The organism is Pseudomonas sp. MM211, assembly GCF_020386635.1.
In the GTDB taxonomy this organism is placed as follows: Bacteria; Pseudomonadota; Gammaproteobacteria; order Pseudomonadales; family Pseudomonadaceae; genus Aquipseudomonas.
Genome location: NZ_CP081942.1, coordinates 1,996,307 through 2,022,540, shown reverse-complemented (window position 1 = coordinate 2,022,540; position 26,234 = coordinate 1,996,307). Strand labels below are relative to the sequence as shown.

Below are 26,234 nucleotides of genomic sequence, written 5' to 3'. Positions count from 1 at the left end.
CACTTTGCTCAACCCAGGCTACAGATCGTGGGACAGCTACCGGCTGCGATTTCACGGGGCGCGGCCCGTCTTCACTATGTCTTGCGCGGTTTAGCCCGTGCAGTGGGCTCGGCGATCAATGGGTCGTCGGGCCAGTAGTGCTTAGGGTACCGCCCCTTCAAATCCTTCTTCACCTCGGCATAGGTGGTGCGCCAGAAGTTGGCCAGATCCTGGGTCACCTGCACGGGTCGCCGTGCAGGGGATAACAAATGCAGTAGCACCTGCTGCCGGCCATTGGCGATGCGCGGCGTCTCGGCCAGGCCGAATAGTTCCTGCAGGCGTACCGCCAATACTGGTGGGTGTTCGCTGTAATCCAGGCCGATGCGCGAGCCGGAAGGCACCGGCAGGCTGCGCGGCGCCCATTCGTCCAGACGCTGGGGCAACGGCCAGGGCAACAGGGTTTGCAGCATGGACGGCAGGTCGAGATTGCCGAAGTGGCTCAGCCGGGTGACTTTGCCTAGGTAGGGCGCCAGCCAGGCATCCAGGCTGGCGAGCAGCACCGCGTCCGAGACGTCCGGCCACTCGCTGCTTGCCTGGCTCTGCAGATCGAGCCCGCGCAGCAGCATGACCCGCGCCTGCCACTGACGCAGCTCAGGCGTCCACGGCAACAGCGCGAGGCCCTTGCGCCGTACCAGATTGACCAGCGCGGCGGTGCGCGCCTCGGCGCTCAGCCCTGCTAGCGCTTCGCTGGACAACACCAGATCGCCCACCTTGCGCTGCCGCTCGGCACGCAGCACGCCTTCGCGCTCATCCCACTCGAGCAGATCCTGGCTGCTCACCTGTTCGGCCAGCACGGAGTCGAACAGTGCCGGTTCCAGTTCGGCAGCCAGGTAGATGCGTTCTTCACGCTGCCCCTGGCGGCTGCCCAAGTCGGCTACCACCAGCCAGGCGTGTTTCATCAGCGCATCGGTTTCGTTGAACAACGCCGCGCGGCCGTTGGCCAGGCGGTATTCGGCGCCGCCCTCGCGGCGCTGCCGGGCGACGCGATCCGGGTAGGCGAAGGCCAGCAGCGCACCCAGCCAGCGGCCATGCTCGGCGTCGCTAACTGCCTCGCTGACCGGTACGCGGCGCAGGTAGCCCTGGAACTGCCGAGCCAGTTGGCGGGTTCGCTGCACGCCACCTCGGCCGGCGTTCCCCGCGGCCCTGCTCTCCCCGGCCAGTAGGGCCAGACGACTGTGCAGATCGGCACCGGCACCTCGCAGTATGTCGCGCTCGCCCAGTAGTGCCGCCAGATCACAGGCCAGTTCGCCCAGACCCAACGCCTGACCGCGCAGCAGCAGATGAGCGATGCGTGGGTGTGCTGGCAGTTCGGCCATGGCCTGGCCGTGGGCGGTCAGCGCGCCACGGGCATCGAGTGCGCCGAGGCGTTGCAGCAGCTCCCGGGCCTGGGCGTAGGCAGCGGCAGGCGGTGGGTCGAGCCACACCAGTTCGTCGACTTCGACGCCCCAACGCGCCAGTTGCAGCGCCAGCCCCGCCAGGTCGGCCTGGAGAATTTCCGCCGAGGAGTAGGCTGATAATTGCTCGTGCTGAGCCTGCGACCACAACCGGTAGCACACCCCTGGCTGCAGGCGCCCGGCACGGCCGGCACGCTGGGTGGCTGACGCCCGGGAAATGCGCTGGGTATCCAGACGCGTCATGCCGCTGCCCGGGTCGAAACGCGGCCCCCGCGCCAGACCGGCGTCCACCACCACGCGTACGCCGTCGATGGTCAGGCTGGTCTCGGCGATATTGGTCGCCAACACCACCTTGCGCAGCCCGGCCGGTGCCGGTTCGATGGCAGCACGCTGGGCCGACAGCTCCAGCTCACCATGCAGAGGACAGATGCGCACATCCGATCGCCCGGCCAGCGCCTCGTCCAGTTGTTCGGCCACCCGCCGGATCTCCGCCTGACCGGGCAGGAACACCAGCAGGCTGCCCGGCTCATCGGCCAGCGCCTGCAACACGGCTTGCAATACTTTCGGTTCCAGCCACTCACCGGCCTGCCAGGGGGCACCCCAGCGGGTATCCACCGGGTACATGCGCCCTTCGCTGCGCAGCACCGGGGCATCGTCGAGCAGCCCGGCCAGACGCTCGCCCTCCAGGGTGGCCGACATCAGCAACACCTTGAGCGGCGCTTCGCCACTGTCGGCACCGCGAAACATCGCCCGACCGTTGAGGGTCAGCGCCAGGGCCAGATCCGCGTCCAGGCTGCGCTCGTGGAATTCGTCGAAGATCACCAGCCCCACGCCTTCCAGAGCAGGATCATCCTGCAGCCGTCGGGCGAGGATGCCCTCGGTGACCACCTCGATCCGGGTGCGCGGGCCGACCTTACTGTCCAGGCGAATGCGATAGCCCACGGTCTCGCCGACCGCCTCGCCAAGCTCGCTGGCCAAGCGTTCGGCAGCAGCGCGCGCAGCCAGGCGACGGGGCTCGAGCATGATGATGCGCTGCCCGGCCAGCCACGGCTGATCGAGCACGGCCAACGGCACGCGAGTGGTCTTGCCGGCGCCGGGCGGCGCTTCGAGCACCACTTCATTACGCTCGGCCAGGGCGCGGCAGAGATCGGGCAGCAGGGAATCGATCGGCAGGGTATTCATCAAGGCTCCATCATCGACCGGCGATTATACGGCGAACCGCCTCCTGGCTTCGCCGGTCAGATGCAATCGCAAGTGGCGTACTCGCAGCGCCGCAGCAGCTTTGCAATCCACGCCTTGCTATAGTGGCGGCCACTTTTTTCTGGAGGTGCTCGATGCGCATGAAATCCCGCGTTGTCGGCGGCGTTATCGCCGTTACATTGGTCACTCAACTCACCGCCTGCGGCAGCATCTTCTATCCAGACCGTCGCGGTCAGATTGAAGGCCGTGTCGACCCGCTGATCGTCGGTCTGAACGCCATCGGCATCCTGTTCTATGTGATCCCCGGCCTGATCGCTTTCGGCGTCGACTTCGCCACTGGCGCGATCTACCTGCCAGGCGGCCTCAATGCCCAGGTCAGCCCGGATTCGCTGAAGGACGTGGTCGATGCCAACGGCAAGGTCGACACCGCCAAGCTCAAGGCCCTGATCGAAACCCAAACCGGCCACAGCCTGCCGCTCGACGATCCACGCCTGATCCAGCACAGCGGCAGCAGCGAACAGCTGGCAGCATACGGTCTGCGCCCCGCCGCCTGATCCACCTGGCAGCCCGTCGCAAACGCCGGGCTCGCCCTCCCCGTACAGCCCGGATAACCCATGACCCTCGACCGCCAGCACGCTCGCCTGATGCGTCAGGCCACTGCCGCCGCGCTCTGCGTGGCGCTGACTCTAGTGTTGTGCAAGGCCGTCGCCTGGTGGGCCAGTGGTTCGGTCAGTTTGCTCGCCGGCCTCACCGACTCCCTGCTCGACAGCGCCGCCTCGCTACTCAACCTGATCGCCGTGAACATCGCCCTGCGCCCTGCCGATGACGATCATCGTTACGGCCATGGCAAGGCCGAAGCCCTCGCCGGGTTGGGCCAGGCACTGTTCATCGGAGCCAGCGCGATCCTCGTCGCGGTACAGGGCTTTGATCGCCTGCGCCACCCCGAACCGCTCAATGCGCAAGCGCTGGGTATCGCGGTAATGCTGCTGTCCATGGCACTCACCATGGCCCTGCTGTTGTTCCAGCGCCATGTGGTACAGCAGACCGGCTCCACTGCGATCCACGCCGATTCATTGCACTACCGCTCCGACCTGCTGCTCAACGGCGGCATCCTCCTCGCCCTGCTGCTCGCCTACTTCGGCTGGCAACAGGGCGACGCGCTGTTCGCCATCGGCATCGCCGCCTACATCCTGTGGAGCGCCTTCAGCATCGCCCGCCAGTCGGTCAGCGTGCTGATGGATCAGGAGCTCGACCCCGACGTCAGCACGCGCATGAGCGAACTGACCTGCGCGGTGCCCGGCGTCATCGGCATCCACGACCTGCGCACGCGCCTGTCAGGCACCCGCTGGTTCGTGCAGTTACACGTCGACCTGCCGGGCAGCCTGAGTCTCAATGAAGCCCATGCGCTGTGCGAACAGGTCGAGGATGCCATCCGCAGCGAATTCGCCCAGGCAGAGGTACTGGTACACGCCGACCCACTGGATTTGCCTGCACCAACTTGATGCAGGCCATGCGCCACCAGAAAAACACTGAACCGTCGTCACGAAAGGCCAGTCAGCTTCAGTAAGCCCAAATGATTTGGGTTGGTCGCTCCCGGCTCTCCTCACCCTCAACCAGGGCGGCACCGGGAACCTATTCGTGATGAGAGGATTACCACATGAAGCGCGTATCCATGTTCGTCATTGCTGCCGTACTGGCCGCACCAGCCTTCGCAGCCGATGACCTGTGCACCGTCAACCTGCAGAAACTCGACAATGCCGTGGCTGCCAAAGCCACCATCGCCGACCCGCTGAAATCCCAGGTTGAAGAAGCCAAGAAGCAAGCCACCGATGCTCAGGCTGCTGGCGACCTGAAAGCCTGTGGCACTCACGCTGAGCGTGCTCTGCAACTGCTCGACGCCCCAGGCGACGACGGCAGCGGCGCAACCAGCTGATGAGAAACAGGCCAGCCGTAACGCTGGCCTGATTCAGCAGGCGCAGTGCATGCCGGTCGACTCCACCTGACCTTTGGCGTACACTGCACGCCTTGCACGCTTTTGGGGCCGATTAGGATTCGACGCCGGTAGCGAAGCTCGAGGTGCATGCCGACTTGGTAACAGAAGTCGTAAATCCACTGTTGCAACTTTCTATAGTTGCCAATGACGAAAACTACGAGGGCTACGCTCTCGCTGCGTAAGCGGCGCGACTAGTCCTTCTGGTAGCTTCGGCTCCAGCGATCACTAGGGGATGCCTGTAAACCTGAAGTGATTGTCATGCAGAACAGGATCGCCGCGTAGTACGTTGTGGACGAAGCGGCTAAAACTCACACAACTCGTCCAAAGCACCCTGCCCGTCGGGCGGCTGAGGATTAACTTAATAGACACGGCTAAGCATGTAGTACCGACAGTGGAGAACTGGCGGACGGGGGTTCAAATCCCCCCGGCTCCACCAAATAAACCCCTGACTTCCTAGCTGAAGTCAGGGGTTTTTCTTTGGGTGTCGAAAAAGTTCGGCAATCCTTTTTTCAAGTGCCGAGGGCTGGCTGATGGCAGCCTCGCACGTTGCAAGTAAAAGGCGAGCGCTTGTCAGATTTTCAGTACGCGGCCGCACAGCTCAATGAATGTGAGTCACTTGGGCTGGTTCCTGGCCGTTCTCGAGAAATACAGAAAGAGGCCATCGTTCCCCCATGTCGTGGAGGCCGCTTGGCTTAAGCCGGGCCGTGGAGGCCCGATCTATCTGTTGCCGGTGAAAATTTCCCTCAACCTCCGCAGGGCGGGATAGCCGATTGAGCGAGATTGGGCGGCGGCGACCTCCTTCGGATCGCGAACCGTCTTGGCCAAGACTTGCTCGGTGAGCAGCGCAATTTGGCGTTACGGCATTGCTACTGCATTAGCCCAGCGGCTGCACGTACGTCGCTCGGTGTGCGTCCGAAGTAAGCCTTGAAGGCCCTGGCGAAGTGCGCCTGGCTGCTGAACCCGTGTCGATAGGCGATCTCGGCGATATCCAGGCCTCTGTCCTCACCGCGGCTCAGTAGCTGGTAAGCACGTTGCAGGCGCTTTTCGAGAATGAAACGGTGCGGCTGGGTGTCTTCCATGGCGAACAGCCGCGCCAGATGCCGGGTGGAAATCCCGGTCTGGGCGGCCACCCGCTCGCAGCTCAATGCCGGATCGGCCAATTGCTCGAGGATGCAGTGCTTGGCAGCCAACAGGTAGGAAGCACTGAGTGCGTTGATTCGGCGGTTGCCCACCTGACCAGCAATGATGTTGCCCAGCAGCTCAAGGGCATCGTCCTGAAAGCTGTCTGCGTCCTGGCTGAGTGGTTGCTCGAAGAAACCGCCGGTGCGCTCACTCAGGGTGCGCAAGAGTAGGCGCTGGGTGCCGGTGTGCGTGCTGATCTTTAACGCGCTGTCAAAGCGGCGCAAGCAGTGAGCAGCAAAAACCTCTTGGGGTATATCGAAGATGAACTTGTGCATCGAGCCGGAAAAACCAAACAGGTAGGGCTCGTCGGTTCGGTACACCATCAGATCGCCGGGTTCCAGCAAATGACAGGTGCTGTTTTGAAAGAAGAACGAAGCACTGCCCATGACCAGTGAGACGAAAACCGACTCTTTTGGCACCGTGCGAATCATCGGCCCGTCGCGTTCGATGACGTGCTGGGTGCCGACGATATGAGCCACCCGCAGTCGCTCCAGGCTCAGGTTGTCCTCCTGCGCACTGAAGCCGGCCTCGCTGAAGGAAGAACACCTCAAGCCCACTAGCGTCGACGCGTTGTACTGTTCCCAGAATTCCAGGCGCTGATCAACGGGGAGATCATCGGTGCTTGCACGGCGAGTACCAAGCACGGGAGCGGATCTGATCATTTTATTGTTCTCGTTTTTATTGGCTGCTCACCTCCGCGCAAGACGGATTACGGGGCGTGCAGAGCACAATTAATCGCCCGCCCCAACCCTGCTGTCAACTCATAAACCACGGCGATGGTTGAAGTAAAAATATCCGTCCGATGCAGACAACAATCACGTCCGTTTTGATCAAACCGCCCCGCGTTCGCCGTCTTAGAGTGGCCCTGCATTCCAAACAATCAGAGGCCAACATGCCCGAATTAGCCCGTACCGAATTCTGGAAAGACCTGCAGCCCATTGCGAACTGCTTCATGCCCGACGCCAAGCCCGAGGTCTACCTGCCCAATGCCGCCAGTGACGACTTGCGGCTCTACGTCCCGTTCACGGAGACCGTTTCTTCACGCCCCCTGTGGATATCGCCCAGCGAAAACCGTTGGTGCGACATCTTGATGTCGAGCCGTGCCGGGCTGGTCAATCGGCACTACCACCCACATGAAGTGTTCGCCTACACGCTCTCGGGCAAATGGGGCTACCTGGAGCATGAGTGGACTGCGACTGCTGGCGATTTCGTTTATGAGACGCCCGGTGAAGGCCACACCCTGGTGGCTTATGAGCATGACGAGCCGATGCGCGTGTTCTTCATCGTCAAGGGGCCGCTGATCTGGCTCGACGAGCAAGGTGAGTCCACTGGGTATTTCGATGTGCACTCCTACATTGCGCTGTGCCGTGAGCATTACGAGAAGGTTGGCCTCGGGGCCGACACTGTGGATCGCCTGTTCCGTTAAAACCCGTATTGCGGAGAACCACCATGGCTCACAACAATAAAAAAGCCAGTTATGAAAACACCCTGCTGTGCGTGCTGTTCCTGACATTTGGTTTTGTGTTTTTCGACCGCCTGGCGCTGTCCTTCCTGTTCCCGTACATGGCCGATGAACTGCAGCTCAGCAACAGCCACCTGGGCATGCTGTCTTCGGTGCTGGCGCTGGCCTGGGCAGTTTCTGGTGCGCTGGTGGGCGCCTGGTCGGATCGCAGGGGTGTGCGCAAGCCACTACTGATTGTCGCCGTCATCCTGTTTTCCCTGTGCTCGGCACTCTCGGGCCTGGTTTCAGGTTTTCTCAGCCTGTTGCTGTTTCGCGCCATCATGGGGTTGGCCGAAGGGCCGATCCTGCCGTTGTCCCAATCGCTGATGGTAGAGGCTTCATCGCCCCATCGCCGGGGGCTCAACATGGGGCTATTGCAGGGGTCGGCAGCGGGTCTGCTGGGTGCGGTAATCGGCCCGCCGGTGCTGATTGCTCTTGCTGAGGCCTACGGCTGGCGGCATGCGTTCATTGTGTCGCTGCTGCCCGGGCTGCTGATTGCCTGGTTGATCTGGCGCTATGTGCGCAAGGATGAACCACGCCCGGCACCGGTTGCCGGCGCCAAAGCCACGGGGCATCGGCTGGCCTTACTTAAAAGTCGCAACATCCTGCTGTGTACGCTGATCAGCTGTGTGTTTTTAACCTGGTTCGTCATCCTGATCTCCTTTACCCCGACGTTTCTCGTCAGTGTTCGTGGCTACAGCCCGCCGAGCATGGGCGCGATCATGAGTTGCCTGGGCGCCGCCTGGGTAATCTGGGGATTCGTGGTGCCAAGCATCTCTGACCGAATCGGCCGACGGCCCACCCTGGTCATTTTCTCGTTGGTCGCCGCGTGCTGCCCGATTGCGCTGCTGTACGCACCTTCTCCGCTCGTGCTGGGCGTGCTGATGGTGATTACCTATACGGGACTGGGCTGCTTCACGCTGTTCATGGCGACCATCCCGGCCGAAACCGTGCCGCGTGAGGTGATGGCCACGGCGCTGGGCATGATCATGGGCGTGGGAGAACTGGTGGGCGGATTCGTGGCGCCTACCGTCGCTGGGTTTGCTGCTGACCAGTTCGGGCTGTCCATCGTGATGTGGATCTCCTGCGGTGGCGCCTTGCTGTCAGCGGGCTTGTCACTATTGCTTAAGGAAACCGCACCGACGGTACTGCAACGCCGCGCACAGGCGCTTTCAGCGGCCCAGGTAAATTCGCTGTAGCCATTCAACCGACCGGAGCCTGTACAAGGCGTGGTGACCTGCACCACGCCAACACACTCGCTCGCCACAACAACAATAAAAATGAGCCCCAAATCATGAGTCCTCTCATCCGTTTTTGTGTGTGTTCACTCGTCGCGTTCACCTACCCCCAGGCCTGGGCACAGGATCGTGAAGGGCCGCTGGCCGAACTGGGCAATCAGTTGGCCGATTACGGCATCCAGTCTCATGTGCTGATCACCAACATTTCGATGAAAAACCTCGACACCGGCCCTCGCCCCCACAGCTTCGGCAACAGCGGCAATCTGTATGTCGGCGCAGACATCGACCTGGGCACACTCAGTGGCCTGGATGGTGCGGCGGTGCATTTCGAACAAACCGTGTTCATCCTCGATAAAGGTACCGGCCAACCAACGGCAGGCGAATGGCAGGGTGCCGCCGGTACCTATTTCGCCGGAGCGCCGCTGCACAACGACATTACCAGCACCCAGTTGAGCCTGCTGACCTACGAACAGAAATGGTTCGATGGCCAGCTCGACATGCACATTGGGCGTACCAATGGCCGGCGGTATTTCTACATCTACAACTGCGAAACGGGCGTCACTTGCAATGACCCGATCCTGGAGGCTTCGAGCGGCATGCTGCCGCCGCCCTTCGGTGCCTGGGGCGGCTACCTGAAGTATCAGGTCAACCCGAGCCTCTACGTGCACGGCGGTGCGTTCGAATCCAACCCGGTGGATTACCTGAAAAAACGCAAGGGCCTGGATTTCAGCACCGACGATGCAAGCGGTACAACTTTCCTATTGGGCATTGGCAGCAAACCTGGCGATGACAACACTCAGTATGAGCTCAATGCCTACTTCAACTCGTCCAAACAGGTCGACCCGCTGACAGGGGAGAGCGAGCACGGCACTGCAGGCGGCTTCTTCAAATTCCGCCAGACGCTGTGGCGTGATGGGCTGCAGGGTTTGCAAGCATTCGGCTCGCTGTCAGCGGCCGCCGATGAAAAACAAGCCTTCAGCCATTTCGCCGAAGCCGGTGTGACCTACCTCGCCCCCTTTGATCGCCCGCAGGACAAGCTCAACTTCAAAGCCAGCTACGTGCAGGTCAATTCCCACCAACTGCAGTTCCAGCAGCGCCTGCGTACTGCCGCCGGTGGTGACCCCGAAATGGGCGAGCGCAACGTTTATGCGCTGGAGGCCAACGGCCATTTTGCTCTGACCCGCCACCTGGCCATCGAGCCCAGCATCCAGTACCTGATCAACCCGGACAACTTCTACAACCCCGGCGCACCGCAACTGAGCAACAACGGTTTCGTGATCGGCCTGGGCCTGACGTTCGACGCAGGCGGCGCGCTGGGCCTGTGAACGCCCAGCATCAATCAACGGTGATGAACTGTTTTACTGACCCATGAGGCATCGATGACTATGTTTATCAGCAATCTGTTTGCAGGAAAGGTCGCGCTGGTCAGCGGCGGGACTTCGGGAATCGGTCTGGCGACCGCCGAATACCTGGCTCGGCACGGCGCCCGTGTAGTGGCGATCGGGCTCGGCGCCGAGGCGACCGTCGTCGCCGATGGGGTGACGCTCGATCTTCGCGAAGTAAACGTAACCGATGACGAAGCCCTCAAGGCCGTTATCCAGAGCCTCGATCGCCTCGACATTCTGGTGCCCGCCGCGGGCGGCACACTGGGGGAAAAGGAGATGGAATGGGAGGCCTTCAACCAGGTGTTGTCGGTGCAGCTCAACGCCGTGTACCGGCTCATCAACCTGGCGTACCCGCTGCTCGCCCAGCACGGTGGCTCGATCATCAATATCGCGTCGATGTTTTCCTACTTCGGTGGCGGCAAGCTGGTGGCCTACTCGGCGGCCAAGGGGGCGATCGTGCAGATCACCAAGTCCCTCGCCGAGGCCTATGCACCGGATAACATTCGCGTTAATGCGGTGGCGCCGGGGTGGATCACCACGCCGCTGCTGGCGAAAATCGATGACCAGCCGAGGATTGACCGCCTGCTGTCGCGCACACCCATGAAGCGATTTGGCAGTGCCGAAGAGGTCGCTAAGGTAATCGCCTTCCTGGCTTCTGATGCGGCGTCATTCGTGAACGGCGTGGTGCTGCCCGTCGATGGTGGATACCTGACCACTGCTATCTGATATCAGCCGCTTTACACGTGCACCTCCTGGGAGGTGCACTTGAGTCCGACCGTTTAAGAAAACGCCCCGTGTCACCCGCAAGAGTGTGTATCAGTAGCAAGCGCTTTGGTTTGCGTGGCCAGGCAGGCACTCATTCGTTCTTAAGATCGAACCGTTTAGCTGATCGAACTGGGCTACCCCCACGGCGCCACGCATACATGAACATTTGCGGGTTGAGGCATCGGCAGCCAGCCGCAAACGCTTGCGCCAGGCCTGGCACGGCGGTTCTTGAACGGATGGGGCCTGGTAGACGAACTGCACTCAAGGTTGCTGAACACCTCTATTCGGAGGGCCGCTCGTAGCGCTGCCGAATACGTTCCAGTTCACCCGAACTGCGCAACTGCTCCAGCGCACGGGCCCAGGCTGCAACAAGCTCATCATCACTGTCACGACTGAAAGCGATATACAGCGATGAGCGATAGAGCTCGATAGGAATTCGCCGTAGGGTGCCGGGAGCGATGTTCAACTGGCGGCTGTAATACGCCACCCCGGAGTCAGTGTCGCCAATGATGATATCGGTGCGCCCAGCCAACAACATGCGATAAAGCTGCTGACTTTCGGTTGCCCGTGCGTCGAGGTTCCTGAAGCCCAGCGACTGCAGCATGCTCGGCACCAGGCCAGCATGCCGCGTAGTGACCTTCGGAGCACGCAGCAGTTGCTCCAGGGACGTCACGGGGCGCACTGCATTCGCCAACTGGTAGGGGTGGATCGACTCTTCCACGATCGGCCCGACCCACTTGTACAAAGCCTCGCGCTCCACCGTGCGGAACATGGAAAACATGATGGTTCTGGGCCGGCTTTGCAGTGTGTGTGAGGCACGCATGCTGGGCACCACCACCACCTCGAAATCATCGCCATTCAGCGCCATGATGGCGCGAACGATATCCGTGGCCATGCCGGTAAGCTGGTCGTTTTCCTGATAGTTGTAGGGTGCCCATTCTTCGGTGACGACCTGATAGGGCTCGGCCCAGACAGGGTTACCGAGCAACAGACAGAACAGCGCCGCGGTGAGTAATGAATGCTTCACGTGTTCTGCCTGGGATACTGTTCATCAGGGTAAAAGTGCCAGCTATGCAAGCATAGCCTCTGGCACGACTCGGCACCTGACGTACCTCGTAAAAGCACGAGAATGGCATGCAGTCTCCCTGCTCTCAGCAGGGCAGCCATCAACAAAGCTAGAGCGGACTGCAGCGCGGCAACCGACTCAGCCGCGGCGAATATCCCGCGCGGCACCGCGGAAAGAACGACGGCCCTTTCGGGCCGTCGCAGATAGTCATGAACCCTGGGTGTACGCCATCAAGGCAGCGGCTCGAACTTGAGTTCGCTCAGGCTCTGCACCTTGTCTTCACGCACCATCTTGTACTCGGTGTTGGGGCCGATCCAACGCTCCCAGATGGCGTCGATTTCACCTGCAGCTTCCATCGTGTAGAGCGTCTCGTTGACCTTGGCGAGGAAAGCCGGTTCGCCTTTACGCATACCGGCGCCGACGGGTTCAAGGGCCATGGGTTCCTTGGCGATGGCCAGCTCGATGCCGCTCTGCTTGGCTTGCCCGACCAGCTTGATGGCGGTCATGGTGTTGGTCACCAGGCCGACTACCTTGTTCTGCTGCAGGGCCATGTAGGCCGAGCCGGTATCCTGGAACGTCACGGGCGTGGCATCGGCCAGTCGGATGGATTGCTCGGAGGTGGAGCCCTTGGTCGAGCTGATGCGCTTACCCTTGAAAAATTCCTTGGGTTTGTCGCCATTGGCGGCACGCACCACCAGGGTTTCCTTGGCGATGTAGTACGGATCGCTGAACTGGATCTGGTCGGCGCGGCTCTTGGTGTAGGCCAGGTTGGCGAAGATCACATCAACGCGGCCCATCTTCACTTCAGGAATGCGTGCCTCGACGGACAGCGGCTTGAGCTCCAGCTCCACGCCCAGATGCTTGGCCAGTGCCTTGCACAGGTCAACGTCCATGCCCACCAGTTCGCGGGTTTTCGGATCCGGAGCGGAGAACGGCGGCACGTCGGCATAGACGCCGCAGCTCAGGCTCTTCTTGCTTATCACATCACTCAGTTGATCAGCCTGGGCCAGCGAAACCGCCAGCGGGGACAGCGCACATACAGCCAACAAACGCTTCAAGCTCATGGGATAACTCCTGGACTCGTGAATGGATCAGTGGTGGCCTGCGGCCTCAGTGGCTGCGCAGGTCGGAAATGAAGCGCTGAGCACGCGGGTGTTCAGGCTGCTGGAAGAACGCCTCGGGCTTGGACTTCTCCAGGATCTGGCCGGCATCCATGAACCAGATGGTGTCGGCCACCTCCCGGGCGAAGTTCATCTCGTGGGTCACGCACATCATGGTCATGCCCTCTTTCGCCAGGCCCTTCATGACGCTGAGCACCTCACCGACCATTTCCGGGTCGAGCGCACTGGTGGGTTCGTCGAACAGCATCACCGGCGGCTCCATTGCCAGCGCCCGGGCGATCGCTACACGCTGCTGCTGACCGCCGGAAAGCTGCGCCGGGTAAGCACCGGCCTTGTGCGAGAGGCCAACGCGATCGAGCAGCTGCATGGCCCGCGCCTTGGCTTCGGAGGCCTTGAGACCACGCACCTTGGTCGGGGTGAGAATGATGTTGTCCAGCACAGACAGGTGCGGGAACAGGTTGAAGCTCTGGAACACGAAACCCACCCGGCTGCGCAGGCGATTGACGTTGGCGTCGGTGCCATTGACGTCGTGACCGTCGAACAGGATCTGGCCTTGCTGGATGCTCTCCAGGCGATTGACCGTGCGAATCAGAGTCGACTTGCCGGAACCCGAGGGCCCGCACAGCACCACCACCTCACCGCGTTTCACGTCGGCACTGATGTTGGTCAGTGCCTGGTACTCGCCGTACCACTTGTTGACCTGGGAAAACATGATCATCGGATGCATGGGCGCGCCCTCAATTGTCGGTAGTCAGAACGGGGCGTTTGCTCGCCACCGGCTCGGTGCTGCCCAGGCGTTTGCGGGCGATACGGCGCTCGACCGCGTCGGCCAGCCGGGTCAGGCCGTAGCAGAGTACGTAGTAGGTAACAGCCAGGATGAAGAACACCTGGAACGGCTTGGTCAGCAGTTGGTTGTTGACCTGGTTGGCGGCGAAGGTGACCTCCTGGACGTTGATCACGTAGCCCAGCGAGGTCTCCTTGATGATCGAGATGAACTGGCTGATCAGGCTCGGCAGTGAGTTGTACAGCGCCTGCGGCAGAATCACCCACGCCGTGGTGCGCATGTAGCCCAGACCCAGCGCCCGAGAAGCTTCGTACTGCCCCGGCGGCAAGGCCTGGATGCCACCGCGCACGATCTCGCACAGGTAGGCGCTCTGATAAAGCACCAGGGTGCAGAGCATGGTGGTGAAGCCAGTGATGTTGTGGCCGATGATCAGCGGTACCAGAAAATAGGTCCAGAAGATCACCATCAGCAGCGGGATGCCGCGCATCACGTAAACCCACACCGTGGCCGGGTAGCGCAGCCAGCGCCACGGAGACACCCGCGCCAAGGCCATCAGAACACCCAACGGAAAGGCCAGGATCAATGCCAGCGCAGCGAGAGTTAGCGTGGTGGCGAGGCCACCCAGGGCGCCGTGGGGGTACTGGCCAACCAGGAACAGCGTCCAGTTGTCCCGCAGGATCGTGTAGATATCGAACATCGCCGCTTACCTCGCCATCGCTTTGTTGAAGTGGCGAGCCAGCAAGGCGCCCAGGCCCATCAGGGCCAGGGAGAACCCCAGATACACCACGGTGGCGACCAGGTAGGCCTCGAAAGTACGAAAGGTGTAGTTCTCCACTTCACGCGTGGCGTAGGTCAGCTCCACGACGCCGATGGCCATCACCAGGCTGGTGTTCTTGAACAGCAGCACCGTGTGGTTGATCAGCGACGGCAGGCTGTTGCGGATGCCTTGCGGCAGGATCACATAGCGCATCGAGCGGATGTAGCCCAGGCCCATAGCCCTTGCGGCCTCGGTCTGCCCCGTGGGAATGGCGCGCAGACCGCCACGGATGTCTTCGCTGAAATAGGCGGCCTGACACAGGCCCAGAGCGATCAGCGAGAAGAGAAATTCGGTGCTGTAGTTGGCCAGCCAGATCTGCGTGGATTCCGACAGCAGAGTTGGGATGCCGAAGTACCACAGCATCAGTTGCACCAGGGTCGGCACGTTGCGGTGATAGGACACATAAGCCGCCACCGCACCTTCGGCGTAGCGATTGCCGGTGAGGCGAACCGACACCAGCACCAGGGCCAGCACCATGGCCAGGCACCAGGCGAAGAACGCCAGTTGCAGCGTCATGCCGATGCCCTTCAGGATCAGCTCGGCGTACTCGCCTTGCAGGATCGCGGAAAGATCGAAATCAGTCGTCATGGTCAGGTTCCAGTGACTTCAGCTTGGGGCAGGAGCAAGGCGCCAGTCTGCGCTGGCGCGGATGAAGCAGGCGGCTTGGGCCGCTCTGGGAATGGAGCCTGACGAAACTGCGCCTTCAGATTTCCCCTGGGCGTGCGGTGGAAAGCCCGCCGGGTACTTGCAAGGTCGGGGTGATTTCCATATGGCCGATGTTCACGGCTACGGGGGCGGCGATGGCGAAGGCGATGGCATCGGCGATGTCCTTCGCCTCGGGCAGTTCAAAGCCCTCCAGGAAGCGTTTGCGCACCTCTTCGGAGTCGCCGTGCACATGGGCGAAGATGTCAGTGGCGACGCGCCCCGGACAGATCTCGGTGACCCGCACGCGCTTGCCGAAAGCATCCACCCGCAACTGCTTGGAGAGCATGCTCACTGCAGCCTTGGTCGCGTGGTAGGTGGCATTGCCACCGAAGTTGTAGGCGGCGGCGATTGAGCTGATGTTGACGATGTGGCCACGGTCGCGCTCGACCATGCCCGGCAACGCCAGGCGGGCGATCTGCAATACCGCACGCAGGTTGACGTCGACCAGCAGGTCGATGCCTTCGGCGTCGGCCTTGAGCAGCGAGCCAGGGCGGTCGACCCCGGCATTGTTGACCACCACGTCGAAGACATGGGTACGGAACAGCTCGGTCAGCCCGGCCAGATCGGTGACGTCGATGGCGTGGGCGATGCAGCCGGTGCGCTGCGCCAGCTCGGCCAGCTTGTCGGCGCTACGGGCCAGGGCATGAACCTGCAGCCCCTCGGCACACAGACGCTCGACGACGGCAGCGCCGATCCCGGAGGAAGCGCCGGTGACCAGCGCGGTTTGGTAATCGGAAAATGGCATTGCGGGTTCCTCTGATTCATCTGCCACCGCCAACCATGAGGGGCGATGGCCTTTCACTGGACTGTAACCACTGCCGTTCGGGGCGACCAAGACGCAATGATTGTGTGGCAATAAGCTGCGCTTATGACCCGCCCAACAGTTGTGTAATCGGGGTGATCACCCCGCCCTGGCGCTCGATGCTGTCGCGGATGCTGCGTGCGAAGCTGACCGCACCCGGTGTATCGCCGTGCAGCAGAATGGAACGTGCATTCACCGCCACACGCTTGCCGGTGATGGTGGTCACCGTGCCGTCTTCGAGCAATTGGCTGATGCGGGCCATCACTTGCCCGTGATCGCTGACTACCGCGCCGGGCGTACCACGAGGCACCAGCAGGCAATCGTCGTCATAGGCACGGTCAGCGAGAAAAGTGGTGGCCACGCGCAGCCCGCATTGCTCCGCTGCGCGCTCGATGGCCTGGCTGGTCGATGAGCTGATGATGATGTTCGGATCGAAACTCGCCACCGCCCGGATCAGCGGCGTCGCCAGATCCGCGTCCGCCGCGGCCATATTGCCCAGGGCACCATGCAAGCTCATGTGGCTGACGCGGTACCCGGCCGCCGCGGCGATGCCGGCGAGCGCACCGAGCTGGTAGACCACCATGCAGCACAACTCGCGGATCTCGACGTTCATCCGCCGCCGGCCGAACCCCTGCAGATCAGGGAAGCCGACATGAGCGCCGAGATCGATGCCTTGCGCCTTGGCGTTGCGCACCGTGGCATCCATGATCAGCGGGTCGCCGGCATGAAAACCGCAGGCTACGTTGGCCGAGGAAATCAGCGCCATCAGGGCTTCGTCCTCACCCATTTTCCAGGGGCCGAAGCCCTCGCCCAGGTCGGCGTTCAAATCGATCTTCACGATGCCAGCTCCTCCAACTCGAACAGGGTCTGGCCGAAACCCACGACCTGGCCGTCCGCTACCTGCACCTCGCGAACCCGTCCGGCGAACTCGGAGCGTACCGGCAGGAACAGCGCCCCGACCTGCAGCATGCCGACCAGTTGACCACTATCGATCTCATCGCCGCTGCGCACAAAAGGCGCGGCTTCATCCGGATGGGTGGCGAAGAACACGCCTGGGCCGCTGGCTTTCACTACCGCCGCCAGACGCTCCACGCCATACGCAGGTGTGCTGCGGGTTGGCAGCGAAGCGCCCGCGTCGCTTCGCACGCTACGCCGCAGCAGTACGCTCTCGTCGCCGCGCTTCAACTCGATGACGCTCAACCCGGCTTCGCCGAGCCAGCCGGCCAGTTGGCGGATCTCTTCAATCTTCATCAGCGATGTCCTCACGTGCGCCGCGCCAGTTGCTGGCGGGTGCGTTCGATGAATGCCCGATTGCTCTCCAGCGCATCCAGCGCCTCCTCATAGCTGCAGGCGACGAAACGCACCTTGCTGCCGATAGCGGCCTGGCCCAGTCGCCAGATATCCGCGTCGATCACCGTGGCGAATTTCGGGTAGCCGCCGCTGGGCTGCGCATCGCGCATCTGCACGATCGGCTGGCCGCCATGGGGAACCTGAATCACCCCCGGCACGATGCCGTGGGAGCGTATCTCCAGCGGCCGCTCCGGCAGCAGGGGCGTACCTTCCAGGCGATAGCCGTAGCGATTGCTCTGTGGGGTGATCTTCCATTCGGCGGCGAAGAACTCATCTCTCGACCGAGCGCTGAAACACTCGAACTCTGCAGCAGGCAATACGCGGATCGCGGCACGGCCCTCCACGCTCAAGGGCAAGGCCGCGAGCGCCGATACGACGCCGAAGTCGGCTGGCCGGTCGAACCCGGCATGGGCCGCCGGAATGATGTCGCCACGCTCCAGCGCACGCCCCTGCCAACCACCGAAGGCGCCGCGCAACTGAGTGCTGCGCGAGCCCAGCACCTGCGGCACGTCGACACCGCCAGCCAGGCACAGGTAGGCACGGCTGCCGGAACTCGGATACGTCAGCTTCAGCACCTGCCCCTTGCGCCCGTGCGCCACCCAGTTGGGCGGCAGACGCTGGCCGTCGAGACGTGCGGCGCAGGCGGCACCGGTGATGGCGAAGGTGCAGTCCTCGGTGAAGCGCACCTCGAAGGGAAACAATGGAATCTCGATGCCCGCGGCGCCAGGATCGTTGCCCAGCAGCAGGTTGCCGAGCTGCAGGGACAGCGCATCCATCGCCCCGGAAGTACCGACGCCATATCCCAGGCTGCCGTGGCGGCCAAGATCCTGAACCGTAGCCAGTGCCGTGGCGCTGATGATCTCGATCATCGGATGATCCTCTCGATACGCAGACGCAGTTGATCGCCCGGCTGCAGGATCGCCGGTGGCGTTCGCTCGGCATCGAAAAACACCATCGACGTGCGGCCGATGGTGTTCCAGCCGCTGGGGCCGGCCGACGCGGAAATACCGGTCTGCACGCCGCCGATGGAAACGGCGCCAGCACCGATGCTCAGTACCGGCACCTGGCGCCGCGGCGTGGCCAGACGCGGATCCATGCCGCCGAGGTAGCAGTAGCCCGGGTGGCTGCCCAGGGCATAGACCGGGTATAGCGGTTCGCTATGCAGGTTGGCGATGGTCTCGATATCCAGGCCGGTATGGGCGATGACATCGGCCATGTGAGGGCCGTCTTCGCCACCGTAAACCACCGGCAACTCGACGATGCGGCCCTCGATGGGCAGCGGCGCCACACGCTCCCAGCCTTCGAGCAACCGAGTACGCAGGCCGGCGATATCACGCGGCGGCGTGGCGAAGCTCAGCATCAGGTTGTTCATGCCCGGTACCGCTTCATGCACCGCGGGCCAGTCTTTCGCCAATCCTGCCAGGGCCCAGATACGCTGCTGAGTGACCAGTTCCAGTTCGCCAGGTGCCTCGAACAGCAAGGCCGTTGTGCCCAGCAGGCTGATGTGCGGTGTCATTGCGAAGCCCTCTGCTGCAGCCAGCGTTCAAGATGGTGAATGTCCACACCGCCCTCGCAGAACGCCGGATCCTGAAGAATCTCGCGGTGCAGCGCGATGTTGGTGGAGATGCCGCCCACGGCCATTTCGCTCAGGGCAAGCCGCATGCGCGCCAGCGCCTCGGCACGGGTCGCGCCCTGGGTGATGACCTTGGCGATCATCGAGTCGTAATAAGGTGGTACCCGATAACCCTGGCTGACATGGGAGTCGACACGCACGCCGATACCGCCCGGCAACTGCCATTCGCTGACCTGGCCCGGGGTAGGCATGAAGGTGCGCGGATCTTCGGCGTTGATCCGGCATTCCAGCGAGTGCCCGACCGTGCGAATGTCCGCCTGGGTCAGGCTCAGGCGCTCGCCCAAGGCCATGCGAATCTGTTGCTGGACGATATCGATACCGGTGGTCACTTCAGTTACCGGGTGCTCGACCTGCAGCCGCGTGTTCATCTCGATGAAGAAGAACGCATCGTTCTCGAAGAGAAACTCGAAGGTGCCAACGCCGCGATAACCGATCTGCCGGCACGCCTCGGCGCAGCGTTCGCCGACCTGGGCGATCAGCGCCAGATCTATGCCGGGTGCAGGGGCTTCCTCGAGTACCTTTTGATGGCGGCGCTGCATCGAACAATCCCGCGAACCCAACCACAGCGCATTGCCATAGGCATCGCAGAGCACCTGGATCTCAACATGGCGCGGGTGGCCAAGGAATTTCTCGATGTACAGCTCCGGGTTGCCGAACGCCCGGCGTGCTTCCTCACCAGTCACGGCGATGGCATCGAGCAGTTGCGCAGCTTCGTGAACCACGCGCATGCCGCGGCCGCCACCACCACCTGCAGCCTTGACGATCACCGGGTAGCCGATCTCCTCGGCAATCGCCTGGATCGCCCGTGGGTCGCCAGGCAGGCTGGAGTCAGGCCCTGGTACACAGGGCACGCCGGCCAGGCGCATGGCCCGCTTGGCGGCAACCTTGTCGCCCATGGTGCGAATGCATTCGGCACTGGGGCCGATGAAGGTCATGCCGGCCCGTTCGATACGCTCGGCGAAGCTGGCGTTCTCGGAGAGAAAGCCATAGCCGGGGTGAATGGCCTGAGCTCCCGTGACCTGTGCAGCGTCCAGCAGCGCCTGCTGGTTCAGGTAGCTCTGCCCTGGCGACGCTGGGCCGATACACAGCGCCTCATCGGCCAATTGTACGTAGCGGGCATCGCGATCGGCCTCGGAATACACCGCCACCGTCTTCAGCCCCAGGCCCTTGCAGGCGCGCTGGATACGCAGGGCGATCTCCCCACGGTTGGCGATCAATACCTTGTCAAACATCGTGGTTCTCCGTGGTGAGACCGCCCACACGGGCTACGCCCGCCGGGCAATTTGGCTTCGCCGCTGCGCCGCGTTGCGGCTGGTCACCACGGTTGGCGATTGATACGTTGTCGAACATCAGCATTCTCCCGCCCTTGCTCACGCGATACGCACCAGCACCTGGCCAGCCTCGACCTCGGTGCCGCTGGCCGCCAGGATCGCCTCGACCACACCGTCGGCTTCGGCCTTGAGCGGGTGGAACATCTTCATCGCCTCGAGTACCGCCAGGGTCTGGCCAGCCTTGACCTGCGCGCCAACCTCGATGAACGGCGGCTGATCCGGTGCAGGGGTGAAATGCACGATGCCGTGCAGCGGCGCCTTGGCCTGGTAGCCGCTGACCTGCGCCTGCGGCTTGCTGCTGGCTGGTCGAGAAATCACTGCCGGCGCGGCAATGGAAGCGGTGGCAAGCTGGCCGTGCTCACGCAGCAGACGCAATTGCGCACCCTCCTCGCTAAGGGTCAGCTCGCTCAGGTCGGATTCGGCCATCAGGTCGATCAATGCTTTTATGCGTTCGGGTTTCATCTATGGCCCCTGCCGATGAAAAATTGGCTGAGGGCAATGTATCGAGGCCATTTCGCAGCGGCCAAGACGGTTTGGCTGTGGGGAGATAAGACGACCTTATGACCCCTCACCCTCCGCTGGTGGGCGGCCTGCGCGCATTTCCGCGACCAGTTCGAGAAGGATCGCCTTGACCGCCTGCGCAGGCACCGACAGCGGCAAGTGGCCAGACAGACACAGCGCCAGCGGCGCTTCGATGTCCGGCTCGACGATGCGACTCAGGTACAGGCCATGGGTATCAGCCAGTACCTGGGCAGCCGACTCCGGCAGGATGGTCGAACCGAAGTGATCGGCAACCGCAGCGGCCAGGGTGGTGGACGACTCGATTTCCGCAACCACCTGAGCGCTCATCTCGATGCGCAGAAAGGCCTCGTCGACCAGCCGGCGCATCACGTTGTAGGTACGCGGCAGCAGCAGTTCGAAGGCGGCGACCTCGCTCAGGGTGACCCGCTCGCGGCCTTGCAAGGCCGGCTCAGCGCTGACCAGACAGAGCGGCTCGCGCATTAGCTGAATGAAGCTCAGGCCATGTACTTCGCGCCCACCATAGAGCACCGCCATGTCCATGCGGCCGTTCATGATCAGCTCGCTGAGAGTGGTCCCGAAGTTCTCGTTGAGGTAGAGCAGGATCCCCGGATGCTTTTCGCGCACGCGCCTGAGCAATGGCAACGACAGTGTCGACGCCGCGGTTCCCGGCGCCAGCCCCACCGACACCGGGCCGGACAAGGCCAGACCACTCGCGTTGACGTCACTCTGCGCCTGTTCGCACTGGCGCAGGATCACCTGGGCATGGCCGTACAGCACCTTGCCGGCCTCGGTCGGCGTCACTCCGCGCTTGGTGCGGATCAGCAGTTGCTGCTGCAACTCGGACTCCAGGGTGCTGAGCTGCTGGCTCAACGCGGGCTGGGCGATATGCAGTACATCGGCGGCCTGGGTCAGGCTGCCGATGTCGACGATCTTGACGAAATACTTGAGGCGACGGAGGTTCAAGGTGCACCGCTCTGTACGGATGAGTAGCCCGGACAGAGCAATAGGCGGGCCAACGCATACCGACGGCGCCCCAGGATGCATAAGCGTTTCGTATGGCTACACCTCAGTAGGCAACACTCCCTGTTCTGGAGCCTACGCCCCAGCTGTCGCACAGCATTGGTGCGCGGCACGCGGAGCGCTATCCATAAGCACTTCCTATCAAACCAGAACGAACTCGTCTTATGGCGCCTGTGCAGCCGAGCCGTAACGTAATCCTCATCAAGGCCCTAACCGAGGATCGTTCCCGTGACCGCTTCCCGCATCGCTGCCCGCGTGCTTCGCATTAAACCTTCCCCCAGCAGCGCTGCCGCCGACCGGGCCAACGAGCTGCGTCGTGCGGGCAAGTCCATCATCAACCTGGTGGTCGGCGAGCCCGATTTCGACACCCCGGAACACATTCGCCAGGCAGCCGCCCAGGCCATCGAAAACGGCGAAACGCGCTATACGCTCAACGCCGGTACCGCAGCCCTGCGCGATGCCATCGCCGCCAAACTGGAGCGCGAGAACGGCCTCAGCTATCCGGCCAGTCAGGTGGTGGTGACCAGCGGCGCCAAGGCCGCGATCTTCAATGCCCTGGCCGCAACGCTGGGCAGCGATGACGAAGTGCTGATCCCTGCACCCTACTGGGTCTCCTACCCGGACATGGTGCTGGCCTGCGACGGCCGCCCGGTGGCCCTGCCCTGCCCGGAAGAAAACCAGTTCAAGCTCACCGCCGCGCAACTGCGCGATGCGATCACTCCGCGTACCCGCTGGCTGCTGCTCAACTCACCGAGCAACCCGACCGGCGCCACCTACAGTGCCGAGCAATACCGTGCATTGGCCGACGTGCTGCTGGACTACCCGAACGTGCTGGTGATGACCGACGACATCTACGAGCACATCCGCTACGACGAGCGCCCCATCAGCCACCTGCTCAGCGTCGAGCCAGCTCTGCGCGAGCGGGTGCTGATCATCAACGGCGTGTCGAAGACCTACGCCATGACCGGCTGGCGAATCGGCTACGCAGCTGGCCCGAGCGACATCATCAACGCCATGGCCACCCTGCAGTCGCAGTCCACCAGCAATGCCTGCTCGGTCAGCCAGGCCGCCGCCGTGGCGGCGCTGGAAGGCGATCAGCGTTTCGTTGGCGAGAGCGTCAAGGTCTACCAGCAACGCCGCGACCGTTGCTTGGAGCTGATCAACGCCATCGACGGCCTGAGTTGCATCAAGCCAGAGGGCGCCTTCTACCTTTACGTCAACTGCGGTGCCCTGCTCGGCAAGCGCACGCCCGACGGCAAGGTGCTGGCAGCCGACACCGACGTGGTGCTGTACCTGCTGGAAAGTCAGGGTGTCGCGGTGGTTGCCGGAACCGCCTACGGCCTGGCGCCGTTCTTCCGCATGTCCACCGCCACGGCCATCGAAACCCTGGAAACCGGCTGCACGCGAATCGCGGCAGCCGTGGCCGAGTTGCGCTGAGCGGCGCGCCATGACGATGCCGAGCCAGCCGCCGATGACGTTCGCCCAGTCGCTGCTGGCGATGCTCGGCATCTCCCTGGTGCTGATGCTCTCGGCACTCGACCAGACGGTGATCGGCAACGCGCTGCCAAGCATCGTCAACGAGCTGCAGGGCTTCGAACTGTACGCTTGGGTCGCCACCGGCTACCTGCTCGCCTCCATCGTCACCATTCCGATCTTCGGCCGCTTGGGCGACTACTACGGCCGCAAGCCGTTCGTCCTCGCCGCCACGGTGATCTTCACCTTGGCGTCGCTGGTCTGCGCCCTGACCGACAGCATGCTGGTGCTGGTCATCGGCCGCATCCTGCAGGGCGTCGGCGGCGGCATGCTGATCGGCACGGCATTCGCCTGCGTGCCCGAGCTGTTCCCGGATACCCGCCAGCGCCTGCGCTGGCAGATACTGCTCAGCGCCATGTTCAGCGTGGTCAACGCCATCGGGCCGGGCCTGGGCGGTTACCTCACCGGCGAGTTCGGTTGGCGCTCGGTGTTCTGGTTGAATATTCCCCTGGGCGCACTGGCCCTGTTCTTCGCCTGGCGCTTCTTGCCCTGGTATCGCCCGCAGACCGGGGCGGCGATGAACCTCGACTGGGTCGGGGCGCTGCTGATCGTGCTGGTGCTGGGCAGCCTGCAGTTGTTCGTCGAGCGCCTGGAACAGGCCGACCTGCTGCTGTGCTCGCTGCTCGGCGCACTGCTCTGCAGCGCCGCATTCACCCTGTGGCGCTGGGAACGACGCTGCCGTTTTGCCCTGCTACCGAAAGAGCTATTCACACAACCGAGCCTGCGCCTGCTGTTCCTGCTATCGATGCTCGCCGGCGCGATCATGTTCACCCTGCTGTATTACCTGCCGCTGCTGCTGCAGGGCTGCTATGGCTACTCACCGCAGGACGCCGGCCTGTTGATCACACCGCTGGCCCTGAGCATTACCCTCGGGGCCATCGTCAACGGCCGTATCGTCACCCGCATGAGCAACCCCAATCTGCTGCCGCTCGCGGGCTTCTGCGCACTGCTGGCAGCCTGCCTAGGGCTGGCCTGGGTCGGTCTGTCGGCCAGTTTCAACCTGCTGCTTGGCCTGATCCTACTGGCCGGGCTGGGGCTCGGTTTCATCCTGCTCAACCTCACAGTGTTCACCCAGACTCTCGCCGCGCATCAGTTCCTTGGTATCGCTACCGCACTCACCCAGTCATTGCGCCTGGTCGGCGGCCTGCTCGGCACGGCCATGATGGCCGTGCTGGTCAAGCTGCTCTACGCCAGCACCCTGCAGCGCAGCCTGATCGCTGCAGGTGAAGGGGATGCCCTGGCGCAATTCGCCGACCCGCAGGTGCTGTTGCAACACGTAGCCAGCGGCGCACAGACACCGCTGCTGATGCTGGCGCGCGGCGCCCTCGCCCAATCGATCGGCGTCGGTCTGCTGCTCTGCGCCGCCCTCGGTGTTCTGGCCCTGATCGTTCTTTACCGCTTGCCGCCGGTGGCGTTACCGCGCGTGCGGGCTCCCGTTGCTCCCGAAAAACAACAACCTTGACTGCCAACCTTTGACTGCCTCCCACAACACTCAATGACAACCAGAGGATGAACACGATGGAGCGACTCAATCGCGCCCCCATGCTAGCGACAGGCCTGTGCGGCCTGCTCATCGCGCAACAGGGCCAGGCAGCAGGTTTCGTGGAAGACACCAAGGCCAGCATCCTGGCGCGAAATTTCTTCAGCAATGCGGACAACCGCAGCGGCAGTGCAGACCCGAGCTACACCCAGGAGTGGGGTCAAGGCTTCATGCTCAACGTGCAGTCAGGGTTCACCGAAGGCACGGTCGGTTTCGGCGTGGATCTCATCGGCCAGTGGGGCATCCGTCTGGACTCGGGCAAAGGCCGCCACTACAACCCCGAGAGCAACAACTTCAACGGCAACGTATTCCCCACCGACAGCGATGGCCGTGCGGTCGATCAGTTCGGTAGCCTGGGCGGCACGCTGAAGGCACGCTTCGCGGAAACCGAACTGCGCTACGGCACACTGATTCCCAAACTGCCGGTGGTGGTGTCCACCGATCGCATGCTGCAACAGACCTTCCGCGGCGGTCAGATCCAGTCCAAGGATCTGGATGGTTTCACCTTCACCGCCGGCCAGCTCGAACACGTCATGGGGCGCGGCTCGAGCAACCAGATGGGCATGTCGATTCCCGGCGCGAACAACCCGCGAACCGGTGAGTTCGTCAACACGTTCTACTACGCTGGGGTCGACTACAAGCCGCTCGACAACCTCACCCTGCAGTACTACTACGGCAACCTCGAAGACTTCTACAAACAGCATTTCGTTGGTGCGCTGTACGACCTGAAACTCGGCGAAGGCACGCTGCGCAGCGACCTGCGCCATTTCAACAACCGCTCTGATGGTGCCAACGGCCATGACTCGGCCTTCTACACCAATGGCTACTATGGAAACGGCGTGACCAGAGGCGAGGTCGACAGCCGCATGACCAGCGCCCTGCTCTCCTATCTGATTCAGGGCCACACCTTCGCGGCCGGCTACCAGGTGGTCAGCGGCGACAGCGATGCCGTGTGGCTCAACCAGGGGGATGGCTCCTCTGCCTATTTCATGACGGAATCGATGATCGGCAAGTTCCAGCGCGCCGGTGAACGCACCTGGCAAGTGCGCTACGGTTACGATTTCGCCAGTGCCGGTGTGCCAGGCCTGACCTTCGTCGGCATGTACGAAAGCGGCTCACACATCAAAGCGGCCGACGGTGACAAGAAGGAGTGGGAACGCAACGTGACCCTCGCCTATACCGTGCAGTCCGGCCCGGCAAAGAACCTCAACATCCAGCTTCGCCACGCGCAGTTGCGCTCCACCGTGGGCAATCAGCGCGACGCGGACGAGCACCGGATTCTGATCAACTACCCGATCAATATCCTCTGACCC

26 protein-coding genes and 1 other RNA gene are annotated in these 26,234 nt (G+C 62.8%); 11 read left to right on the top strand and 16 right to left on the bottom strand.

What is annotated here, in order from left to right:
- Positions 1-74: 74 nt before the first annotated feature.
- Positions 75-2,615, bottom strand: a complete 2,541-nt coding sequence (hrpB, locus tag K5Q02_RS09170; RefSeq protein WP_225838462.1) for an ATP-dependent helicase HrpB — start codon at positions 2,613-2,615, stop codon at positions 75-77.
- 152 nt (positions 2,616-2,767) lie between these two features.
- On the opposite strand from hrpB, the gene K5Q02_RS09165 reads away from it, so the two are divergent.
- The 4 genes from K5Q02_RS09165 (at position 2,768) to ssrA (ending at position 5,062) form a co-directional block, all read left to right on the top strand.
- Positions 2,768-3,187: a polyribonucleotide nucleotidyltransferase gene (locus K5Q02_RS09165; protein WP_225838461.1), complete on the top strand. Its 420-nt coding sequence runs from the start codon at positions 2,768-2,770 to the stop codon at positions 3,185-3,187.
- A 60-nt stretch (positions 3,188-3,247) separates the two neighbouring features.
- Positions 3,248-4,135: a cation diffusion facilitator family transporter gene (locus tag K5Q02_RS09160; protein WP_225838460.1), complete on the top strand. Its 888-nt coding sequence runs from the start codon at positions 3,248-3,250 to the stop codon at positions 4,133-4,135.
- A 155-nt stretch (positions 4,136-4,290) separates the two neighbouring features.
- Positions 4,291-4,566, top strand: coding sequence for a hypothetical protein (locus K5Q02_RS09155; RefSeq protein ID WP_225838458.1), 276 nt, complete (start codon positions 4,291-4,293; stop codon positions 4,564-4,566).
- A 104-nt stretch (positions 4,567-4,670) separates the two neighbouring features.
- Positions 4,671-5,062: a transfer-messenger RNA gene (gene ssrA, locus K5Q02_RS09150) on the top strand.
- Between the two features lie 430 nt (positions 5,063-5,492).
- Here the strand turns inward: ssrA and K5Q02_RS09145 are convergent.
- The gene (locus K5Q02_RS09145) at positions 5,493-6,470 is read right to left on the bottom strand and encodes an AraC family transcriptional regulator (protein WP_225838457.1); all 978 of its coding nucleotides are present in this window, start codon (positions 6,468-6,470) and stop codon (positions 5,493-5,495) included.
- 230 nt (positions 6,471-6,700) lie between these two features.
- On the opposite strand from K5Q02_RS09145, the gene K5Q02_RS09140 reads away from it, so the two are divergent.
- The 4 genes from K5Q02_RS09140 (at position 6,701) to K5Q02_RS09125 (ending at position 10,658) form a co-directional block, all read left to right on the top strand.
- Positions 6,701-7,234, top strand: coding sequence for a 2,4'-dihydroxyacetophenone dioxygenase family protein (locus K5Q02_RS09140; protein ID WP_225838455.1), 534 nt, complete (start codon positions 6,701-6,703; stop codon positions 7,232-7,234).
- Between the two features lie 23 nt (positions 7,235-7,257).
- Entirely contained in the window at positions 7,258-8,508 is a 1,251-nt protein-coding gene (locus K5Q02_RS09135) for an MFS transporter (RefSeq protein ID WP_225838453.1), read from the top strand.
- Positions 8,509-8,603: 95 nt separating this feature from the next.
- Positions 8,604-9,872 carry a carbohydrate porin gene (locus K5Q02_RS09130; RefSeq protein ID WP_225838451.1) on the top strand — a complete coding sequence of 423 codons (1,269 nt, stop codon included), beginning with the start codon at positions 8,604-8,606 and terminating at the stop codon, positions 9,870-9,872.
- 54 nt (positions 9,873-9,926) lie between these two features.
- Complete coding sequence (locus K5Q02_RS09125; RefSeq protein ID WP_225838449.1) at positions 9,927-10,658, top strand: SDR family NAD(P)-dependent oxidoreductase; 732 nt, start codon at positions 9,927-9,929, stop codon at positions 10,656-10,658.
- 319 nt (positions 10,659-10,977) lie between these two features.
- Here K5Q02_RS09125 and K5Q02_RS09120 read toward each other — a convergent pair whose 3' ends face one another.
- The 14 genes from K5Q02_RS09120 to nac form a co-directional block, all read right to left on the bottom strand.
- Complete coding sequence (locus K5Q02_RS09120) at positions 10,978-11,724, bottom strand: substrate-binding periplasmic protein (protein ID WP_225838447.1); 747 nt, start codon at positions 11,722-11,724, stop codon at positions 10,978-10,980.
- A gap of 269 nt (positions 11,725-11,993) precedes the next feature.
- Complete coding sequence (locus K5Q02_RS09115; protein ID WP_225838446.1) at positions 11,994-12,827, bottom strand: ABC transporter substrate-binding protein; 834 nt, start codon at positions 12,825-12,827, stop codon at positions 11,994-11,996.
- A 46-nt stretch (positions 12,828-12,873) separates the two neighbouring features.
- A complete protein-coding gene (locus K5Q02_RS09110; protein ID WP_225839633.1) occupies positions 12,874-13,602 on the bottom strand; it encodes an amino acid ABC transporter ATP-binding protein in 729 nt (242 codons plus the stop codon).
- Positions 13,603-13,621: 19 nt separating this feature from the next.
- Entirely contained in the window at positions 13,622-14,365 is a 744-nt protein-coding gene (locus K5Q02_RS09105; protein ID WP_225838444.1) for an amino acid ABC transporter permease, read from the bottom strand.
- Between the two features lie 6 nt (positions 14,366-14,371).
- Positions 14,372-15,073, bottom strand: coding sequence for an amino acid ABC transporter permease (locus K5Q02_RS09100; RefSeq protein ID WP_225838442.1), 702 nt, complete (start codon positions 15,071-15,073; stop codon positions 14,372-14,374).
- A 115-nt stretch (positions 15,074-15,188) separates the two neighbouring features.
- Entirely contained in the window at positions 15,189-15,935 is a 747-nt protein-coding gene (locus K5Q02_RS09095) for an SDR family oxidoreductase (RefSeq protein WP_225838440.1), read from the bottom strand.
- A gap of 121 nt (positions 15,936-16,056) precedes the next feature.
- Positions 16,057-16,830: a LamB/YcsF family protein gene (locus tag K5Q02_RS09090; protein WP_225838438.1), complete on the bottom strand. Its 774-nt coding sequence runs from the start codon at positions 16,828-16,830 to the stop codon at positions 16,057-16,059.
- Positions 16,827-17,243: an acetyl-CoA carboxylase biotin carboxyl carrier protein gene (locus tag K5Q02_RS09085; RefSeq protein WP_225838437.1), complete on the bottom strand. Its 417-nt coding sequence runs from the start codon at positions 17,241-17,243 to the stop codon at positions 16,827-16,829. Before K5Q02_RS09085 ends, K5Q02_RS09090 begins: the two co-directional genes overlap by 4 nt.
- Before the next feature lie 11 nt (positions 17,244-17,254).
- Positions 17,255-18,211, bottom strand: coding sequence for a biotin-dependent carboxyltransferase family protein (locus K5Q02_RS09080; protein ID WP_225838435.1), 957 nt, complete (start codon positions 18,209-18,211; stop codon positions 17,255-17,257).
- Positions 18,208-18,858 (bottom strand): 5-oxoprolinase subunit PxpB, encoded by a 651-nt coding sequence (gene pxpB / locus K5Q02_RS09075; RefSeq protein ID WP_225838434.1) that lies wholly within the window; start codon positions 18,856-18,858, stop codon positions 18,208-18,210. The genes K5Q02_RS09080 and pxpB overlap by 4 nt, the downstream gene beginning before the upstream one ends.
- The gene (gene accC / locus K5Q02_RS09070; protein ID WP_225838433.1) at positions 18,855-20,207 is read right to left on the bottom strand and encodes an acetyl-CoA carboxylase biotin carboxylase subunit; all 1,353 of its coding nucleotides are present in this window, start codon (positions 20,205-20,207) and stop codon (positions 18,855-18,857) included. The genes pxpB and accC overlap by 4 nt, the downstream gene beginning before the upstream one ends.
- Complete coding sequence (locus K5Q02_RS24340; RefSeq protein WP_268945254.1) at positions 20,200-20,325, bottom strand: hypothetical protein; 126 nt, start codon at positions 20,323-20,325, stop codon at positions 20,200-20,202. The genes accC and K5Q02_RS24340 overlap by 8 nt, the downstream gene beginning before the upstream one ends.
- 20 nt (positions 20,326-20,345) lie before the next feature.
- A complete protein-coding gene (locus K5Q02_RS09065; protein WP_225838431.1) occupies positions 20,346-20,768 on the bottom strand; it encodes an acetyl-CoA carboxylase biotin carboxyl carrier protein in 423 nt (140 codons plus the stop codon).
- Between the two features lie 96 nt (positions 20,769-20,864).
- Positions 20,865-21,791: a nitrogen assimilation transcriptional regulator NAC gene (gene nac / locus K5Q02_RS09060; RefSeq protein ID WP_225838429.1), complete on the bottom strand. Its 927-nt coding sequence runs from the start codon at positions 21,789-21,791 to the stop codon at positions 20,865-20,867.
- 285 nt (positions 21,792-22,076) lie between these two features.
- Between nac and K5Q02_RS09055 the strand changes: the two genes are divergently transcribed.
- Genes K5Q02_RS09055 through K5Q02_RS09045 form a run of 3 tightly spaced genes read left to right on the top strand, consistent with a single transcriptional unit; the run spans position 22,077 to position 26,231 of the window.
- A complete protein-coding gene (locus tag K5Q02_RS09055) occupies positions 22,077-23,285 on the top strand; it encodes an aspartate transaminase (protein WP_225838428.1) in 1,209 nt (402 codons plus the stop codon).
- A 10-nt stretch (positions 23,286-23,295) separates the two neighbouring features.
- Positions 23,296-24,843, top strand: a complete 1,548-nt coding sequence (locus tag K5Q02_RS09050; protein ID WP_225838426.1) for an MFS transporter — start codon at positions 23,296-23,298, stop codon at positions 24,841-24,843.
- Positions 24,844-24,899: 56 nt separating this feature from the next.
- Positions 24,900-26,231: an OprD family porin gene (locus K5Q02_RS09045; protein ID WP_225838424.1), complete on the top strand. Its 1,332-nt coding sequence runs from the start codon at positions 24,900-24,902 to the stop codon at positions 26,229-26,231.
- Positions 26,232-26,234 lie beyond the last annotated feature (3 nt).

What these genes read in the sequence shown, in the direction of transcription:
- K5Q02_RS09080 (WP_225838435.1), bottom strand. Translation starts at nt 18,211, where the DNA reads ATGATCGAGATCATCAGCGCCACGGCACTGGCTACGGTTCAGGATCTT.
- K5Q02_RS09095 (WP_225838440.1), bottom strand. Translation starts at nt 15,935, where the DNA reads ATGCCATTTTCCGATTACCAAACCGCGCTGGTCACCGGCGCTTCCTCC.
- hrpB (WP_225838462.1), bottom strand. Translation starts at nt 2,615, where the DNA reads ATGAATACCCTGCCGATCGATTCCCTGCTGCCCGATCTCTGCCGCGCC.
- K5Q02_RS09145 (WP_225838457.1), bottom strand. Translation starts at nt 6,470, where the DNA reads ATGATCAGATCCGCTCCCGTGCTTGGTACTCGCCGTGCAAGCACCGAT.
- K5Q02_RS09140 (WP_225838455.1), top strand. Translation starts at nt 6,701, where the DNA reads ATGCCCGAATTAGCCCGTACCGAATTCTGGAAAGACCTGCAGCCCATT.
- K5Q02_RS09130 (WP_225838451.1), top strand. Translation starts at nt 8,604, where the DNA reads ATGAGTCCTCTCATCCGTTTTTGTGTGTGTTCACTCGTCGCGTTCACC.
- K5Q02_RS09110 (WP_225839633.1), bottom strand. Translation starts at nt 13,602, where the DNA reads ATGATCATGTTTTCCCAGGTCAACAAGTGGTACGGCGAGTACCAGGCA.
- K5Q02_RS09085 (WP_225838437.1), bottom strand. Translation starts at nt 17,243, where the DNA reads ATGAAGATTGAAGAGATCCGCCAACTGGCCGGCTGGCTCGGCGAAGCC.
- K5Q02_RS09065 (WP_225838431.1), bottom strand. Translation starts at nt 20,768, where the DNA reads ATGAAACCCGAACGCATAAAAGCATTGATCGACCTGATGGCCGAATCC.
- K5Q02_RS24340 (WP_268945254.1), bottom strand. Translation starts at nt 20,325, where the DNA reads ATGTTCGACAACGTATCAATCGCCAACCGTGGTGACCAGCCGCAACGC.
- K5Q02_RS09115 (WP_225838446.1), bottom strand. Translation starts at nt 12,827, where the DNA reads ATGAGCTTGAAGCGTTTGTTGGCTGTATGTGCGCTGTCCCCGCTGGCG.
- K5Q02_RS09125 (WP_225838449.1), top strand. Translation starts at nt 9,927, where the DNA reads ATGACTATGTTTATCAGCAATCTGTTTGCAGGAAAGGTCGCGCTGGTC.
- K5Q02_RS09155 (WP_225838458.1), top strand. Translation starts at nt 4,291, where the DNA reads ATGAAGCGCGTATCCATGTTCGTCATTGCTGCCGTACTGGCCGCACCA.
- K5Q02_RS09105 (WP_225838444.1), bottom strand. Translation starts at nt 14,365, where the DNA reads ATGTTCGATATCTACACGATCCTGCGGGACAACTGGACGCTGTTCCTG.
- K5Q02_RS09135 (WP_225838453.1), top strand. Translation starts at nt 7,258, where the DNA reads ATGGCTCACAACAATAAAAAAGCCAGTTATGAAAACACCCTGCTGTGC.
- K5Q02_RS09045 (WP_225838424.1), top strand. Translation starts at nt 24,900, where the DNA reads ATGGAGCGACTCAATCGCGCCCCCATGCTAGCGACAGGCCTGTGCGGC.
- pxpB (WP_225838434.1), bottom strand. Translation starts at nt 18,858, where the DNA reads ATGACACCGCACATCAGCCTGCTGGGCACAACGGCCTTGCTGTTCGAG.
- accC (WP_225838433.1), bottom strand. Translation starts at nt 20,207, where the DNA reads ATGTTTGACAAGGTATTGATCGCCAACCGTGGGGAGATCGCCCTGCGT.
- K5Q02_RS09050 (WP_225838426.1), top strand. Translation starts at nt 23,296, where the DNA reads ATGACGATGCCGAGCCAGCCGCCGATGACGTTCGCCCAGTCGCTGCTG.
- K5Q02_RS09160 (WP_225838460.1), top strand. Translation starts at nt 3,248, where the DNA reads ATGACCCTCGACCGCCAGCACGCTCGCCTGATGCGTCAGGCCACTGCC.
- K5Q02_RS09100 (WP_225838442.1), bottom strand. Translation starts at nt 15,073, where the DNA reads ATGACGACTGATTTCGATCTTTCCGCGATCCTGCAAGGCGAGTACGCC.
- K5Q02_RS09165 (WP_225838461.1), top strand. Translation starts at nt 2,768, where the DNA reads ATGCGCATGAAATCCCGCGTTGTCGGCGGCGTTATCGCCGTTACATTG.